The organism is Paraglaciecola sp. T6c (assembly GCF_000014225.1).
Classification (GTDB): domain Bacteria; phylum Pseudomonadota; class Gammaproteobacteria; order Enterobacterales; family Alteromonadaceae; genus Paraglaciecola; species Paraglaciecola atlantica_A.
In genome coordinates this window covers 4,104,802-4,121,891 of sequence record NC_008228.1, presented here as the reverse complement: position 1 = coordinate 4,121,891, position 17,090 = coordinate 4,104,802, and the positions used below count along the sequence as shown (strand labels likewise).

The following is a 17,090-nucleotide window of genomic DNA, read 5'->3' as shown; positions in this document are numbered from 1 at the left end:
GAACAGTTACTAACGTAGAGGGGGGATTAAGGAAACACTTTCCGTCTTGTGCGTACCAGCGCTAACATGCCAAAACCAAAAAGCGCCAGTAAGGCGGGCTCAGGTACTGCTAAAGCGGCGAGTGCGGCAGAGGCAATAAGTTGGTGACCCACGGCAGTAGGGTGAACTTGGTCCCAAAGTAAGTACTCATCAGGATTCGTACACACGGTCATATTTGCCGAGTCAACGCAAGGAGCTGATACGTTCGTTAGGTCATAATCACTGGGGTTCATTGATATATCTAAAAACGTACTAAACACATCAAGTTGGGTGATGTTTAAGCCGCCACTGATGCCATCTAAGCCGTTTGCTAACGCGGCATTAAATTCAAAAGCCCAAGGCGCTGCAATGGGTAAATTCGGCACTAGAAAGTTCATCGCCCCCGCCATTGCTAAAGTGGTCACACTGTCAACAATGTTTTGCGCTGCATCGCCCGGGGTATAGGTGCCAACGGGATCATTTTGCAAAAAATCATTGCCACCAGCCCAGATCACGTAGAGTGCATCGGCATCTGCCATACCACCTGCGCTACCTAAGTAGTTAAAAAGTTGACCACCAAAGTTGGGGTCAGCAAATAAATTGTCAGTGCGCTGGCCGCCTATGGCCCAATTTGTGCCGCCTGTATAAGCAGTACTTGCGGATACACCTAAGTCACTAGCCAAATGCTCAACCCATACTGGGCCATTAGAAAATCGGCAATCAAAATAGGGGGCGGTAGGACACGCTGCAGGGAGGAGTGTTTTTAATGCGCCAGTATCCGATAGCGAATCACCGAACACATACATATCACTGATAGGCGTGGCGGATGCTGTTGAACTGACAAACATCAGTAGTGATGCTCCAGATACACACAGTGTTCTTCTAGTTTTTTTAAGTAAATAATTCAATCCACTGGACAGTGGCAGAGTCAGGTTGTTCATTGTTTCACCTCAGGGCGCTTCTATACTGCACAACGCCAATTATAATTTATTGTTGTTAGTATCCCGAGCGGGATAAGCATCAGCATAGAACATCCCAAAAGTGCACAGACGTTTTCATGCCGAAAAACGATTATGCATATTTCGATCCCCTTAATAAAATCAAAGGGTTAGCTATTTTTTGTTTGAAAATTAGCCACAAGTGCAAAAAATACTGACACTGATAAAAATGGTCTGATCCGCATTGGCTTAATAGCTCCTTTTAGTCATCCGATTTCATTACTAACAACGGGAACATAGGGGGGAGCTTTACGTCTGAATCAACTTCCATGCTTAGTAAAATGGCTTGAGCCAATGCATCATGGGAATTAGGTAAATCTTTTAACTCACGGGTTTTTGCAATATCAATATCCGAAGATGCACCCGCCCACACTATTATCGGCACATGCGTTTGCGCTTTGGGTGCGAACATGTAGGGTAAACCGTGCAAATAGACCTTGTTTTCACCTAAAGATTCACCATGATCGCTGACGTAAATCATGGCTGTTTCGTAACGAGGAGTGTTGCGTTTTAACAACCCAATGACTTTTGCTAAAAAGTAATCTGTGTAGAGGATGGTATTGTCATAAGCATTGATAATTTCTTCGTCGCTGCACATTGATAGTTCACTGGTTTGACATGCTGGCGTGAATTTTTCAAATGCTGACGGGTAGCGCTTACTATATGCAGGGCCGTGGCTGCCCATTTGATGTAGTACAATGAGTATGTCTTGCTCTTGTCCGTTAATAAATTCTTGTAGCCCATCAAGCATACCTTCATCACGACACTCTCTATATTTTTGCTCTTTGGGTTGCCGCTTTTCATCACAAACTGGGTTCGTTTCGCTAGTTTTGTAACTTATATAGGGAATGCGCTCTGCGACCCCTTTTGAATCAGAATTATTGTCCCGCCATTGCACGCTAATATTGGCTTTAGCCACAATATCTAGCACATTTTCTGTGGTTTTGCTGTTGTCTGCATCAAAGTCATCACGACCCAGAATGGAAAACATACAAGGTACTGAAACTGCGGTGGATGTGCCGCAACTACTGATTTGGCTGAAAGAGACTAAATCAGTTTCTTTGGCTAACAAAGGGGTGGTTTCACGCTCGTAGCCATTGACTGAGAAGTGATCAGCGCGAGCGGTTTCACCGACAACCACAATCACGAGCTCTCGATTCAAATCTGTGTCTGGAATGGCAGCACGGGACGTTTGGAACACGAATTGCCTGGAAGCAGCAGAGCGAACCTTTTGCGTCAGAAATGCGACGAATGAATACATAGGTTGTATTGGATTCGTGTAGTAACGCACGGATTTGTGTTCACGAAAAAAGCTCGCGTACTGACCACTAAAAGCAAATAAACTGCCGCCGATAACGCTTATGCCAATCACTAAGGTAAACCCCGTCATCAAAAAGCGGCGCTTAATGTCTTTTAATCTGGGTTGTTTATTCAGTGGCAACAGATTAAAAAAAACTATCGGGATCGCTCCAAATAACAAGACGTGATTAAGCAAACCAAAGTTGAGTATATCGGCCGCTTCGCTGGTGTCAGTGGCAAACATATTACGCATCATGTCGATATCAAAAATAACGCCAAAACCATCGGTAAAATAGCTGCATATTGCCCCCGTAATAAGCACGATGGATAACGCTAATTTTACCGGCATAAACCAATTTAATACGATTGACACAATAGATGTTAATGCCCATAAAATAGCGCCAACTGAGCAGATGAATAATGCATTATTTTGCCAAGAGTAAATTGTCTCAAGATGGCCGAAAAAGGTGTGATTGCCCGTTAGCGTGACAAATAGCGCTGCGAGCAGCATGACAAGTTGAGGGGGAATTTTAAAAGCCCGTAACCATTCGCTTCGTATTGGTGTTTGGGCGGCCGCTTTATTCATCTCAGATTAATACCTAGGTTCACGATGGCAGCGAATCTTATGGATGGTGGCTTAACACAATATTAAGGCGTGATTTAAAAGAGCTGATTTAAAATGAAGCAATGTGCCCCAACATCCTAATAATCTGTATCAGTCGAATGTGAAATATATTGTTGAGTCACTCTTATTTTGCGTTGGCAACATTATTAGGACACCTGTGAAAGCTGTAAAAACTCTTACCCTAATGCGCTGGTTATTTGGCCAACTCGCACCCTATAAAACAAAGGTAATGTGTGCCATAAGCGCGCTTATTGTTGGTTCAGGCTCTTGGTTGTTACTGGGCCAAGGTGTGAAGGTCGTGGTCGATGAAGGCTTTGTCGCAAATAACGCTACCATGTTAAATCAAATGATGCTGGTGGTGGTGGGTATTGCGCTACTGGGCAGTATTGCAGCGTACTTTCGATTTTACCTAATGATTTGGCTAGGAGAGCGCGTCAGCGCAGATATTCGCCAATCTGTGTACTCTCACCTGCTAACGTTACCTCCCGCATTTTTTGAGAGAACACGTACCGGCGAGGTCATTTCACGCTTTACCAGTGACACTACCGTGCTGCAGTCGGTGGTGGGTATGGGGCTGTCAATGGCACTGCGCGCAGGCATTACTTTTATTGGTGCATTATTGCTGATGTTAATCACCAGCCCCATGTTGACCCTGTACGTATTGATTGCTGTGCCAATTGTATTATTGCCAATTCGTTTCTTTGGCGCCAAAGTGCGTTTGCATGCCAGAAACAGTCAAGACCGAGTGGCAGATTTAGGTGCTTACGTGGATGAGTCACTGCATGAAATTCACACCGTTCAAGCGTATTCTCATGAAGATCTCGACAGAAGTAAGTTTGCCGGTCGGGTAGAAGATGTGATGACAGCGGCCAATAGCCGCATTCGCTTTCGTGCTTTGATGATGGCCACGATTATGGGTATCAGCATGACCGCCATTACCTTAGTCGCTTGGTTAGGTGCGCAGCAGGTGTTAACTGCCAGTATTAGCGCCGGTGAGCTTACCGCGTTTATGTTCTATGCCGTTATGGCAGGCGGTGCGGTCGCCACGTTAAGCGAGGTCATAGGGGAAGTTCAAAAAGCTGCCGGAGCCAGCGAGCGTTTAATGGAGTTATTGCATACCAAGAGTGAAGTACTTGAACCTGAAACGCCCCAATTGTTAGCAAAAAAGGTGCAAGGCAACTTAACCTTAACGGATGTGAATTTTAGCTATCCCAGTGCTGTAGACAGCCCTGCATTACAGCATATCTCTCTTGACATAAAAGCTGGCGAGCGTATTGCTTTAGTCGGCCCAAGCGGCGCTGGCAAATCTAGTTTATTCCAACTCTTGCTGCGGTTTTACGATATTCAATCGGGGGAAATTAGTTTAGAAGGGGTGAATATAGCTGAGCTCGAGCTAGAGTCTTTACGCCAACAATATGCCCTCGTACCTCAAGAGTCAGTGATTTTTGCTAGCAGTGTTGCCGAGAACATTCGCTACGGACGACCGGATGCCAGTGATGAAGACGTGCAAGCCGCTGCTAAAGCCGCCAGAGCCGATGAGTTTATTGAGCAGTTGCCGGAAGGCTATCAAACCTATTTGGGCGAGCGAGGCGTACGTTTATCTGGGGGGCAAAAACAGCGAATCTCTATCGCTAGAGCAATCCTCGCTGATCGACCTATTTTGTTGCTGGACGAAGCTACCAGTTCACTGGATGCAGCCAATGAGCAGTTTATCAAGCTGGCTCTGGACGAACTAATGCGCGAAAAGACCACTTTAATTATTGCCCACCGATTAGCCACAGTAATCAATGCGGATCGCATAGTCGTGATGGATAAAGGCCAGATAGTGGCAATAGGTAATCATCAAGAATTAATCGCCAGTAATGCGCTTTATCGGGAATTCGCCGAGTTGCAGTTGGTCAGTTAATTTATGAAAAGAATAAGATAAATAACATGATGAAAATTGCACAAGTGGGTGAAGTTATCTTGCGTACGCCAGCCAAATCAGTCTCCCAGACAGATATTGAAACCGGTGCGTTTCAGGAGTTTGTTGATGCCTTACTCGCGACCATGCAAGAGGCCAATGGGGTCGGTATTGCAGCACCGCAAGTATTTGATGAGCGTGCAGTCATGATCATTGCATCACGGCCCAGCCCTAGATACCCAAATGCACCTGACATGGAACCTTTGGTGTTAATTAACCCCAAAGTGATACAAAGTAGCGAGGAAACAGTAAAGGACTGGGAAGGCTGTTTGTCTGTGCCTGGTTTACGTGGTTTTATTCGCCGGGCGACTTGGGTTGAGATAGAGTATCTGCAACGCGATGGAACACCGGCCACTCAGCGCTTAGATGGGTTTGTGGCACGCATTTTCCTACACGAATTCGATCATCTGATTGGTAAAACGTGGCTTGACCATGTTGAACTTAACACCGATATTATGGCTGAATCCGTATGGCGCAGAAAAATAGCAGGCATTGATGACCGACAAAGCGAAATCAAAAACGACGATAATCGTTAAGCGGTGTTGCGTTTAGAACTGCTAAGAGCTGCCCATTCTGCCATGAGATTATCTCAACAATTGAATAGGCGTATTTAATTATTTGTGCGAAGGGCAAAGGCTAATCTAAGCGATACTCAGTCAAAGCTATGATTTATTACCAGAGGTGTAACATAAGGTGACTTATGTGATTACCCATTTTTTATTAGTAAGGATATCCGTTGCAAACTGCGTTAAAGAAATTATCTGCCATAGTATGTTGCTCATTGCTAAGCGGCATCAGTGTGGCTGCTCAACAAGATGCTACTGACATGAATGTGTTAGGTGATCAGGAGGTTGTAAGTGAGGCCCAAGAAGTGGCGAGCCCACAGGCCTTATTTGCACAATGTGTTGTTGACTTGCAGGGTCAAGCTAAAACAGCCGGTGTCTCTAAGCGTGTTACCGATGAAGTGCTTGGCGGCGCCAGATACAAAGAAAAAATTATCTCGCTGGATCGAAATCAACCTGAGTTTGTTCAAACCTTTACTGATTACTTTGAAAAACGGGTGAATACCTGGCGCATTGAAAAAGGCCAGCAAATGATGGCCAAGCACCGTGCTTTTCTGGGGGAGTTAAATAAAGAATACGGTGTGCCAGCTCAGTACCTTTTAGCTTTTTGGGGCTTAGAAACGAATTTTGGCTCTTACAAGGGAAAAAGCCCGGTTATTGATTCGCTAGTCACTTTGGCGTGTGACAATCGCCGTAGCCGTTATTTTTCCAGTGAATTAATGCAAGCTCTGTTGCTCATTGATCGTGAAAAACTAGACGACAAAAAAATGGTTGGCTCTTGGGCCGGTGCCATGGGGCACACACAGTTTATGCCCTCTGCTTATATGAAATACGCAGTTGACGGAGATAAAGACGGCCAAATCAATCTTTGGGACAGCGAGCAAGATGCGCTGGCTTCGGCGGCTAACTTTTTGAAAAATTTAGGTTGGCAATCAGGTTACAAATGGGGCAGAGAGGTGAGCCTGCCTGACTCATTCGATTATACCTTAGCGGGCAAGAATGATCCCAAAGCGCTTTCTGTATGGAACGGCGCTGGCGTCACCCGTACTGACGGCCATGCCATCGGTAACGCTGATATCAAAGGTGCGCTTCTGGTGCCTGCGGGTCATGCAGGGCCGGCATTTTTAGCCTATAAAAACTTTAATGTAATATTGCGCTGGAATAACTCAGAGTATTACGGCATCGCTGTGGGGCACTTAGCGGATCGTATTGCTGGTTTGAGTACCTTGTCTAAAACTCTGCCTGAGCTGCCGGATTACACGGTAGATGAAATGCGTAAGTTACAGGATAAGCTCAATGGTTTGGGCTTTGATGTGGGCAAGGCCGACGGTATTTTGGGACCGGGTACACGAAGCGGTATTCGCCAATTTCAATTATCAAAAGACATGATTGCAGATGGTTACCCAGCACGTGACGTGTTCGATGCCTTAATGGAGCAGCCTCTGCCAAGCAACTCATAAGCACTTTGTAATATATTGCTTTGTTACAGTGTTAAACTGCCCATTAATCTTATGGGCAGTGTCTGCTATTCCTCACGGTAATTATTTGCCTTTTTTGCGGTCTTTACTGGGCTAAAAAGTACTTTAGGTATATACTCCCGCGGTCAAATTTTAAGCGCTTTTCGCATTTCCATCTTGAGCGCTTTTTTAATACTTTTTATTTTTTGTGGAGTTGTATGTCCAACCTGAGTCAACCTGTCGCTAAATCGCCTGTTAAACGCCAGCCTGCTGAGCGTATGAAAGCCGAGCGCGGACTTTTTTCTTATCCCAAATATTGGGCTGAGTGTTTTGGCCCTGCGCCATTTTTACCCATGTCACGCAAAGAAATGGAAATCTTAGGTTGGGATAGCTGCGATATCATTATTGTTACGGGGGATGCCTACGTGGATCACCCCAGCTTTGGCATGGCGGTAATTGGCCGCGTGCTTGAGTCACAAGGTTTCCGAGTAGGAATTATTTCTCAGCCAGATTGGACGAACAAAAACGACTTTATGCAGTTAGGTGAGCCGAACTTATTCTTCGGCGTGACCGCAGGTAACATGGACTCCATGATCAATCGTTATACAGCAGAGCGAAAACTGCGTCACGATGATGCCTACACTGCTAATAATGAAGGGGGCAAGCGCCCAGATCGTGCAGTCACGGTATACACTCAGCGATGCAAAGAGGCCTATAAAAAACCAGTAGTGATTGGCGGTATCGAAGCCAGTTTGCGTCGTATTGCCCACTATGATTACTGGTCAGATAAAGTGCGTCGCTCTGTGTTGTTTGATTCAAAAGCTGACATGTTGATGTTCGGTAATGCTGAACGTCCATTATTAGAAATGGCCCATCGTTTTGCTGCGGGTGAAAGCATTGAGCAAATGCAAGATATTCGCGGAACGGCCGTTATCCGCAAAGAGCCGTTGCCTGGTTGGCAAGGTGTAGACTCAACACATTTAGACACCATAGGTAAAATTGACCCTGTTATTAGCCCCTACGAAATCATCGAAGATAAATGCGCGGTTTCTTCTGAGGCAGATAAACAAGCGGCCATTGAAGAGCAAAAGGCCCAGCCGATTGTGGTACAGCCTTTTACCTCAAAAACCAAACGTCGCAAGCCCTGGGATAAAACCTATGTGATGCTGCCAGCTTACGATGTGGTGCGTGCCGAGAAAACGCATTACGCGCATACCTCGCGTATATTGCACAAAGAAACCAACCCAGGGTGTGCTCGTGCGCTTGCACAGCGCCATGGCGATAGAATCATTTGGATTAATCCACCTGCTTACCCGCTTGAAACTGAAGAAATGGATGCCGTGTTTGATTTACCTTATGCACGTGTTCCGCACCCTAGCTACGGTAAAGCAAAAATACCTGCTTACGACATGATTAAAACCTCGGTGAATATCATGCGTGGTTGTTTTGGGGGTTGCACTTTTTGTTCTATCACCGAGCACGAAGGGCGCGTTATTCAAAGTCGCTCTGAAGAATCGATCATTCGTGAAATTGAACAGATCCGCGACAAGGTTCCGGGTTTTACTGGGGTGATCTCTGATCTAGGTGGCCCAACCGCCAATATGTATAAATTGCGTTGCAAGAGTCCGAAAGCGGAACAAGCGTGTCGTCGTTTATCGTGCGTATGGCCAGAAATTTGCGGTCATTTAGATACTGACCAAACGCCTACTGTTGAGTTATATCGTAAAGCGCGTAATGTGGAAGGGGTGAAGAAAGTCCTTATTGCATCGGGTGTACGTTACGATTTGGCGATTGAAGATCCCAATTATGTACGCGAGTTGGTCACGCATCACGTGGGTGGCTATTTGAAGATTGCGCCTGAGCATACAGAGAAAGCCCCGCTGGATAAAATGATGAAACCGGGGATGGGCACCTACGATAGATTCAAAGAGTTGTTCGACAAGTACACCATGGAAGCGGGCAAAGAGCAGTATTTGATCCCGTATTTTATCTCTGCTCATCCAGGGACTGAAGACGAAGACATGCTGAACTTGGCGCTGTGGCTAAAAGAGCGCAACTTTAAACTCGACCAAGTACAGAACTTCTATCCGTCACCTATGGCGAACGCCACGACTATGTATCACACGGGGAAAAACCCGATACATAAAGTGAATCACAAAAGTGAAGCTGTGACTGTGGCCAAGGGTGAAATTCGGCGCCGGTTGCACCGTGCTTTTCTGCGTTATCACGATCCTGCTAACTGGCCAATGTTGCGTAAAGCGTTAACCGACATGGGTAAAGGCTATCTTATTGGCAATGGCGCTAAATGCTTGATACCTGCTGAGAGCCGTAATGAGTTAAAAGGGCGTGAGCAAAAAGAGTATGCAAAGCGCTCTGCAAATAAAGCGTATGCGAAAGGCAAAGGAAATGGTCAAGCTCAGCAAACAGCGAAGGGTAAAAAAGCCCAACAGGGCTTAACTCGCTTCAGTGACAATCAGCCACACAATAAGGCCGGTGGTACTGGAAACTCGGCCGGTACAAACACTGATAACCGACGTAAAAACAGCAGTAATAAAAAAAGAAAGCCACATTAATGTGGCTTTTTGCTATTTGAATTCAATGTACTGAAACTCAACTTTATTGTGCTTCAGGGTTAGTTTCTCAACGCTTTGATGATTTGCTCACTAAACGCGGGCAAGTCATCTGGGTTACGACTCGTGATGATTTGGCCATCGATCAGCACCTGTGCATCTTGCCAATTTGCCCCTGCGTTACGTAAATCAGTTTGAATGCTCGGATAAGAGGTTAAGTTACGCCCTTTTACGATACCTGCTTCAATGAGTAGCCAAGGGCCATGACAAACCGCTGCGACGGGGCGTTGTTTTTCATCGGCAAAGAAATCTTTAATGAACGCGATGGCAGCATTGCTGGTACGTAAGGTGTCGGGGTTGAATAATCCGCCAGGTAGCACCAGAGCGTCATAGTTTTCGCTTTTCGCTTCTTGAAGTGTTAAATCGACCTTAATCGACTCCCCCCAATTATCTTCATCCCAACCTTTAATTGACCCTTTCTCAAGAGAAATGATATCCACTTTTACGCTGGCTTCTTTTAACGCATTCAATGGGTGAAATAACTCGCTTTGCTCAAAACCATCAGTGGCCAAAATGGCAACACGCTTATGTGCTAGTGACGTAGTCATAATTTTTCCTTCATCTTTTAAGCTCAATATTGTGAATGAAGAAATGCTAATGCCGTGCCACAGCTCCTGAGAGCTCAAATGTCTCGCAAAGCCACGCCAGTTGTGACGGTTTCGATTTAACGATCAAAGGGGAGGGTTTTTATCATACTTTAAGCCTGACAAAATTTTAGAGACAAGAGAAATTTTTACAGAGGCCGGTGTTGGCTTACACCGACCCAACTACTCACGTCATCTGATTGGGTTGAGGGCTCCGCAAAAAGCTAAAACCCAGAACCCAATTTCTGTCACCTTTGCAGACTGGGATGCGTTTATTAACAACGAATATCCAAATCAACAGGTTACCTTCCTTAAATCGACCTTCTACCGACTGCATCAGCCGTAAGGCTACTGATATATAAAGCGTCAGCCGTTTCTAGCACGCCAGTAGTAAAGGGATACGCACCACTAGGGTCTTGTAAGTTCATCAGTACCTCACCATTTTCGGCAATTTTAATGACATGGCCATAATCTTTGCCTGCTGGTTGCAAAAAGCTGGGCAGACGTTGAATCATTTTTCTTAGAAAGGGTGATTCAGATAAGTCATCTATGCTTTTGGCGCGAGGGGAGGCAAACCCGAGCCAATATCCACCGCTAGGAGAGCGGGCGATGTTATCAGGGAATCCCGGTAGGTTATCAATAAGGGTCTCAACTTTGCCGGCCTTTGGGCCTTTCAGCCAATAGCGTAATACACGGTAACTGCCGGTTTCATTGATTAGCACCGAGCGTTGATCGTGACTCACCGCGACACCATTGGCAAAGGTTAAGCCTTCCAGTAATACCCTAGTTTCGGCAGTGGCTGGATTGTATTGCAAGAGGCGTCCATTGCCTTTGTGTTCCATTATTTCCAGCAGACTTGCGGGTAATGTGCCGCCGAATTGCGAGGCAGAAAACTTGTTTGTGGCATCGCTGAAATAGACCATACCATTTTGTGCGATGTCTACATCGTCCGCGTATACAATATCGGTATCGTCTACCTGATTTGTGACAAGGCTGATATCACCATTGGGGGTTATGGATATTAATCCTTTCATCGCGTCGGCAACCAATAGATTCCCTTGTAGGTCATACTCGATTCCTAGTGGGCGACCGCCTGTATTGACCCAAGTTTTAAATTCGTTGGTGTTGGGTGCCAGCAGCATGATATCTCCCGAATGGGTAGCTGTGGCGATAACACCATCATCTCGAAGGGCAAAATCTTCAGGCCCATGATGGTCACCTAACGACAATAGATCTAAGTCGGCTAATGCATTGTTTGATGCCCATGGGCCAACATACCCTGTGGCTGTGGGCGCTTGCCAAGCGACTGGATCAATAGCGACAGGCCATAGCAGTAAATACGCGCTAAGGGCAAAAATAGCGAGTAGGGCAAATTTAACCAATTTCATAATATCTCCCTGATATGTAAAGGATAAACATTTCAACAAGATATAGCATGATGATATTGTTAGGTTAAATTGTGATTCGTTATTTGGGTGTATTTATCAACCTAATTATGAAGCGAGCTTGTCATTGAAGTGCAATTGATGCTCCGTAAGTTATAGGGAAGTACAAAGTGTATTCTGTGACAGTAGACTTGCCCCTAGATAAAAACATAAATAATGAAAAGGGTATTTTAACGTCATAAAAAACGATTATCGCGTCACTTAACATCCTATTAACCCCTATTTTTGTAGGGAATAGCCAGTATAAGGCTATAAACATACAGGTTATTTTTATTTTGGCTGTATAAGCCTTATACTTGCTCGGTTTTATAGACATACTCAAGAACGTCCGGTGTTCTTTGAGTCAACCAAGAGGTCCTAATTGTGTTAGAAGCATATCGTAAACATGTTGAAGAACGTTCTGCCGAAGGTATCCCACCTAAACCATTAAATGCCGAGCAAGTTGCTGGTTTGGTTGAGTTATTAAAAGCGCCGCCTGCAGGCGAGGGTGACTTTTTACTTGAGTTGTTATCAGAGCGTGTTCCACCGGGCGTAGATGAAGCGGCTTATGTTAAAGCTGGTTTCTTAAATGCTATCGTTATCGGTGAAGCATCATCTCCTTTGATCAGCAAAGACGCTGCTATCCAATTGTTGGGTAACATGCACGGTGGTTACAACATCGTGACGCTAGTTGATGCACTTGATAACAATGATTTGGCTGAGCTTGCTGCTGAAGAATTGAAGCACACTTTGCTGATGTTTGATGCTTTCCATGACGTGGAAGAAAAAGCCCGCGCAGGAAACGCATTCGCCAAAGACGTATTACAATCTTGGGCTGACGCCGAGTGGTTCACTTCACGCCCTGAAATGCCTGAGAAAATCACTTACTCAGTATTCAAAGTGACCGGTGAAACAAACACCGATGATTTATCACCTGCACCTGATGCATGGTCACGTCCTGATATTCCATTGCACGCACGTGCAGCGTATAAGATGACCCGTGACGGCTTAACGCCTGAAGTACATGGAGAAATTGGACCACTTAAGCAAATCGACGAAATTAAAGCAAAAGGTCACCCTGTTGCGTTCGTGGGTGACGTTGTAGGTACCGGTTCATCACGTAAGTCAGCGACTAATTCAGTCCTTTGGTTCTTCGGTGAAGACTTACCTGGCGTACCAAACAAACGTGGCGGCGGTGTATGTATCGGCGGCAAAGTTGCGCCAATTTTCTACAACACCATGGAAGATGCTGGTGCGTTAGTATTTGAAGCTGACGTAGACAATATGAACATGGGCGACGTGATTGACATCTTCCCACTTGAAGGTCGTATTACTAACGCTGAAACAGGCGCTGAACTGGCTAAATATGAGTATAAGTCTGACGTATTGCTAGACGAAGTACGCGCTGGTGGCCGTATTAACTTAATCATTGGTCGTGGTTTGACCGAAAAAGCGCGCGAGTCTTTAGGCCTTGGTGCTTCTGACTTGTTCCGTAAGCCAGACCAACCCGCTGATACTGGCAAAGGGTATACCTTAGCTCAGAAGATGGTGGGTAAAGCATGTGGTGTTGAGGGTATTCGCCCAGGCACTTACTGCGAGCCTAAAATGACTACTGTGGGTTCACAAGATACCACTGGACCAATGACCCGTGATGAGCTTAAAGATCTAGCCTGTTTAGGTTTCTCTGCAGATTTAACCATGCAGTCGTTCTGTCACACAGCGGCGTACCCTAAACCAGTTGATATTGATACTCAGCATACATTGCCTGATTTCATTATGAACCGTGGCGGTGTCTCACTTCGCCCAGGTGACGGTATTATCCACTCTTGGTTAAACCGCATGTTATTGCCTGATACCGTGGGTACTGGTGGTGATTCTCATACGCGTTTCCCAATGGGTATTTCATTCCCTGCAGGCTCTGGTTTGGTTGCATTCGCAGCTGCAACAGGCGTAATGCCGCTTGATATGCCTGAGTCGGTATTGGTGCGCTTTAAAGGTAAAATGAAGCCAGGTATCACGTTGCGTGATTTGGTGCATGCCATTCCATTGTACGGTATCAAGCAAGGTCTTTTGACTGTAGCTAAGAAAGGTAAAGTCAATGCTTTCTCTGGTCGTATTCTTGAAATAGAAGGTTTGAACGATTTGACCGTTGAGCAAGCGTTTGAATTGTCAGATGCCTCTGCAGAGCGTTCAGCAGCAGGTTGTACTATTAAGTTGTCTGAAGCGTCTATCGCAGAGTACCTAACGTCTAACATCACTATGTTACGTTGGATGATCAACGAAGGTTACGGCGACCCTCGTACGCTTGAGCGTCGTGCTCGTAAAATGGAAGAGTGGTTGGCTAACCCAGAGCTAATGCAAGCGGATAAAGACGCTGAGTACGTTGAAACCATTGAGATTGACCTTGATGATATCAACGAACCTATTCTTTGTTGCCCGAACGATCCAGATGATGCGAAAACTTTGTCTGACGTTGCTGGCGAGAAAATTGATGAAGTGTTCATCGGTTCTTGTATGACGAATATTGGTCACTTCCGTGCTGCAGGTAAACTACTTGAGCAATACAACAAGACCTTGCCAACGCGTTTGTGGATCTCTCCACCGACTAAGATGGACAAAGCCGTATTGATGGAAGAAGGCTACTACAACATCTACGGTCGTGTGGGTGTGCGTACTGAAATGCCTGGTTGTTCATTGTGTATGGGTAACCAAGCACGCGTATTAGCTAACTCAACAGTATTGTCTACTTCTACTCGTAACTTCCCTAACCGTTTAGGTGATGGTGCTGATGTTTACTTGTGTTCTGCTGAACTTGCGGCTGTTGGTGCGATTGTTGGTCGTATCCCTACTACAGCTGAGTACATGGAGTATGCGAACAAGATCGAGTCTATGTCTGGTGATGTTTTCCGTTACTTGAACTTCGACCGTATCGATGAGTTCAAGCAAGCAGAAGCTGCTGCGAAAGAGAAGATTATTCCTGCTCTTAACATTGCTTAATCACTGATTTATATAACTAAATCAGAATAAAATACTGTAAGCCGAACAGGTGAATGCCTAGTTCGGCTTTTTTTATTGCTAAACCCGTATTTGCTACAATCTGTGTCCTCGAGCTATTCCTTTCTGTTTTCCGGTAAAGTAGACTTTAGTCTGATAAATAAACTAACCCATTGTTTTTAAGTTTGTTTTAACCGAATTAATAATAAAACTCCGTTATTGCTCACACGCTACGTGCCAGCTGGCTTCGAGAGTTTTATCTAAATTATTGGAATACACATGTTGATTAAACCCCTTCGCTTGTTCACGTCTGTTTTGCTTGCAGGCTTTTTTAGTTTAAGTGTGATGCTAGGGGCAAGTGCCCAAGAAAACGAGTCATATCAGACGTTACCTTTGGTTAGCATTACTATTGGTAAGCAGCCTCTTGAGGTGGAATATGCATATACCTTTGAGCAAAGAGCAAAAGGCTTAATGTTTCGTAAAACGCTGTGTAGCCAATGTGGAATGTTGTTCAAGTTCTCAGGCGCCAAAAAAGCCAGTATGTGGATGCAGAACACATTTTTAGCGCTTGATGTTGCCTTTATCACCAGTGACGGTGTGATCACCGATATTAAACCGATGCAACCCCACGACTTAACCTCAGTTGGGGCATCTCAAGCGGTACTTTACGCACTTGAGATGAATCAAGGCTGGTTTGCTAAAAACGGTGTAAAAGTAGGCGACACACTAGTGATAAAAGACTAACCAATTGAATTGGGTGATAAAGACGGCATTTTAGCCGCTCTTATCAAGTTCACTTTGGTGTGCTTCAATGCCGATGGGCACTGGTATTACAGTCAATATTTGCTCGTCTAATACGCTAAAACAACAGCGGAGTGATACGCGCATGAGTTGCTTGCTCAAACCCATAAGCCGCCTCAATCAGCAAACCTTCACTCTTTGCTCCACCAATAAAGCTCATATTAACAGGCATGCCGTACACTTCTCCCATTGGAACAGTAATGTGCGGGTAGCCGGCGACTGCCGCCGCGCCGCTGGCTGAGCCAAGAAAGTGATCACCATCGATATGGTCTATTTTCCACGCAGGTGCCGTTGTGGGAGCAATCAGTAGATCTACATTGTATTTTGCGAGTGTGGCATCTATGCCGTCTTTGCCTGCTTTTTGTTTAGCGCTGTGTAACGCATCGAGGTAGCGTTTATCCGTTAACTCAGGCGCTTCTTGGGCGCTAATGAATATCTCCTGTCCAAAGATAGGCATAGTGCGCTCTTTTGCTTCTTCATTTTTGTCTATCGCTTCTTGTAAGCTTTTTATTGGTGCATTGCTCTTTGTTAAATAGTGATTTAAATCCGCTTTAAACTCAGCCAGCAACACGCTGTACTCGTCTTCATTCCAGCTGCCTTTATCGTCGATATCGGCATTGTCTATGATGATAGCGCCCGCTTTTTCTAATATAGATAACTGAGCTTCAAAGACGTCGTCAAGTTGTGGATGATAGCCCATCATGTTGCGCACTACGCCTATCCGCTTGCCTTTAAGTCCGTCGGCTTTTAAATGCTCAACTAAGCGTACAGGGGCAATGCTGCTCGCATCGTTCTTGTCTTCACCCATCATGGCTTCAAGCATAACGACCGCATCAGCAACCGAGCGTGCCATTGGGCCTGCTGTGTCTTGTGAGTGGGCGATGGGAATGATGCCGCTGCGGCTAATAAGGCCTAGTGTGGGTTTGATGCCCACAATACCGTTAACAGCAGCAGGGCAGGTAACGGAGCCATCTGTTTCTGTACCTACCGCTAATAACGTAAAATCTGCGGCGACAGCCACACCTGATCCTGAACTAGAGCCACACGGAGAGCGCGTTACATCATGAGGGTTGAGGGTTTGCCCGTGCAAACTACTCCAGCCGCTTGATGACATAGTGGAGCGAAAGTTTGCCCATTCAGACAAATTGGTTTTACCCAGAATAATCGCGTCCTGTGCTTTTAACTTTTCAACCAAGTAGGCGTCTTTACTAGGGACGTGTTCTCGCATCAGCCAAGACCCTGCAGTGTTTGGCATACCTGTGGCGTCAATATTGTCTTTGAGTAGCACCATGGCGCCGAATAGTATGCCCATTGGCGCGTCACTCTTAAGTTTCATATCTAACGCTGCCACCTGTTCAGCGAGCTGCTGATTAAGCGTGACGATGGCATTGAGTGTCGGGCCGTTATCGTCGAATTTCTCGATTCGCTGTAAATAGTAATCACTCAATTGGGTGACGGTGATGGTGTTGTTACGCAATAATGTTTGTGTTTCATTGAGGGTGAGTTCATGTAACGGCCTAGCGATGGTTTCACTGGCTCGTGCAGCAAAACTATTGGTTGCGAGCAAAGCAATGATGACCCCGCTCGTTAATGAACTGCTGATGGTTTTGCATCGGAGCATGTCTATGTTTCCTTAACTGACTGTATTTTCACCATTAATTTGACTGGATTTGGCGATTTTTATTATTAAATGATAGAGGGCGAGACGTCCTTTGAAATACTCAAATAGTACGC

Annotated in this window: 11 protein-coding genes; 6 read left to right on the top strand and 5 right to left on the bottom strand. The window is 45.5% G+C overall.

What is annotated here, in order from left to right:
* Window positions 1-26: 26 nt before the first annotated feature.
* Window positions 27-959, bottom strand: a complete 933-nt coding sequence (locus tag PATL_RS17615) for an SGNH/GDSL hydrolase family protein (RefSeq protein WP_011576171.1) — start codon at window positions 957-959, stop codon at window positions 27-29.
* A gap of 259 nt (window positions 960-1,218) precedes the next feature.
* Entirely contained in the window at window positions 1,219-2,901 is a 1,683-nt protein-coding gene (locus tag PATL_RS17610; protein ID WP_011576170.1) for a phosphoethanolamine transferase, read from the bottom strand.
* Between the two features lie 196 nt (window positions 2,902-3,097).
* Here PATL_RS17610 and PATL_RS17605 point away from each other — a divergent pair, with 196 nt between their 5' ends.
* The 4 genes from PATL_RS17605 (at window position 3,098) to PATL_RS17590 (ending at window position 9,496) form a co-directional block, all read left to right on the top strand.
* The gene (locus PATL_RS17605; protein ID WP_011576169.1) at window positions 3,098-4,846 is read left to right on the top strand and encodes an ABC transporter transmembrane domain-containing protein; all 1,749 of its coding nucleotides are present in this window, start codon (window positions 3,098-3,100) and stop codon (window positions 4,844-4,846) included.
* Window positions 4,847-4,875: 29 nt separating this feature from the next.
* Entirely contained in the window at window positions 4,876-5,439 is a 564-nt protein-coding gene (def, locus tag PATL_RS17600) for a peptide deformylase (protein WP_041714571.1), read from the top strand.
* A 200-nt stretch (window positions 5,440-5,639) separates the two neighbouring features.
* Window positions 5,640-6,926 carry a lytic murein transglycosylase gene (locus PATL_RS17595; RefSeq protein ID WP_011576167.1) on the top strand — a complete coding sequence of 429 codons (1,287 nt, stop codon included), beginning with the start codon at window positions 5,640-5,642 and terminating at the stop codon, window positions 6,924-6,926.
* A 215-nt stretch (window positions 6,927-7,141) separates the two neighbouring features.
* Window positions 7,142-9,496 carry a YgiQ family radical SAM protein gene (locus PATL_RS17590; RefSeq protein WP_011576166.1) on the top strand — a complete coding sequence of 785 codons (2,355 nt, stop codon included), beginning with the start codon at window positions 7,142-7,144 and terminating at the stop codon, window positions 9,494-9,496.
* Between the two features lie 59 nt (window positions 9,497-9,555).
* Here PATL_RS17590 and PATL_RS17585 read toward each other — a convergent pair whose 3' ends face one another.
* Together PATL_RS17585 and PATL_RS17580 are read right to left on the bottom strand one after the other, a co-directional pair.
* Window positions 9,556-10,101 carry a type 1 glutamine amidotransferase domain-containing protein gene (locus tag PATL_RS17585; protein ID WP_011576165.1) on the bottom strand — a complete coding sequence of 182 codons (546 nt, stop codon included), beginning with the start codon at window positions 10,099-10,101 and terminating at the stop codon, window positions 9,556-9,558.
* A gap of 347 nt (window positions 10,102-10,448) precedes the next feature.
* Window positions 10,449-11,525, bottom strand: coding sequence for an SMP-30/gluconolactonase/LRE family protein (locus tag PATL_RS17580; RefSeq protein WP_011576164.1), 1,077 nt, complete (start codon window positions 11,523-11,525; stop codon window positions 10,449-10,451).
* A gap of 420 nt (window positions 11,526-11,945) precedes the next feature.
* Between PATL_RS17580 and acnB the strand changes: the two genes are divergently transcribed.
* Together acnB and PATL_RS17565 are read left to right on the top strand one after the other, a co-directional pair.
* Complete coding sequence (acnB, locus tag PATL_RS17570; RefSeq protein ID WP_011576163.1) at window positions 11,946-14,558, top strand: bifunctional aconitate hydratase 2/2-methylisocitrate dehydratase; 2,613 nt, start codon at window positions 11,946-11,948, stop codon at window positions 14,556-14,558.
* A 276-nt stretch (window positions 14,559-14,834) separates the two neighbouring features.
* The gene (locus PATL_RS17565) at window positions 14,835-15,299 is read left to right on the top strand and encodes a DUF192 domain-containing protein (protein WP_011576162.1); all 465 of its coding nucleotides are present in this window, start codon (window positions 14,835-14,837) and stop codon (window positions 15,297-15,299) included.
* A 115-nt stretch (window positions 15,300-15,414) separates the two neighbouring features.
* On the opposite strand, the gene PATL_RS17560 is transcribed toward PATL_RS17565, so the two are convergent.
* A complete protein-coding gene (locus tag PATL_RS17560; RefSeq protein WP_011576161.1) occupies window positions 15,415-16,977 on the bottom strand; it encodes an amidase in 1,563 nt (520 codons plus the stop codon).
* Window positions 16,978-17,090: the final 113 nt, after the last annotated feature.

What these genes read in the sequence shown, in the direction of transcription:
- PATL_RS17590 (WP_011576166.1), top strand. Translation starts at nt 7,142, where the DNA reads ATGTCCAACCTGAGTCAACCTGTCGCTAAATCGCCTGTTAAACGCCAG.
- PATL_RS17585 (WP_011576165.1), bottom strand. Translation starts at nt 10,101, where the DNA reads ATGACTACGTCACTAGCACATAAGCGTGTTGCCATTTTGGCCACTGAT.
- def (WP_041714571.1), top strand. Translation starts at nt 4,876, where the DNA reads ATGAAAATTGCACAAGTGGGTGAAGTTATCTTGCGTACGCCAGCCAAA.
- PATL_RS17580 (WP_011576164.1), bottom strand. Translation starts at nt 11,525, where the DNA reads ATGAAATTGGTTAAATTTGCCCTACTCGCTATTTTTGCCCTTAGCGCG.
- PATL_RS17610 (WP_011576170.1), bottom strand. Translation starts at nt 2,901, where the DNA reads ATGAATAAAGCGGCCGCCCAAACACCAATACGAAGCGAATGGTTACGG.
- PATL_RS17615 (WP_011576171.1), bottom strand. Translation starts at nt 959, where the DNA reads ATGAACAACCTGACTCTGCCACTGTCCAGTGGATTGAATTATTTACTT.
- PATL_RS17565 (WP_011576162.1), top strand. Translation starts at nt 14,835, where the DNA reads ATGTTGATTAAACCCCTTCGCTTGTTCACGTCTGTTTTGCTTGCAGGC.
- PATL_RS17560 (WP_011576161.1), bottom strand. Translation starts at nt 16,977, where the DNA reads ATGCTCCGATGCAAAACCATCAGCAGTTCATTAACGAGCGGGGTCATC.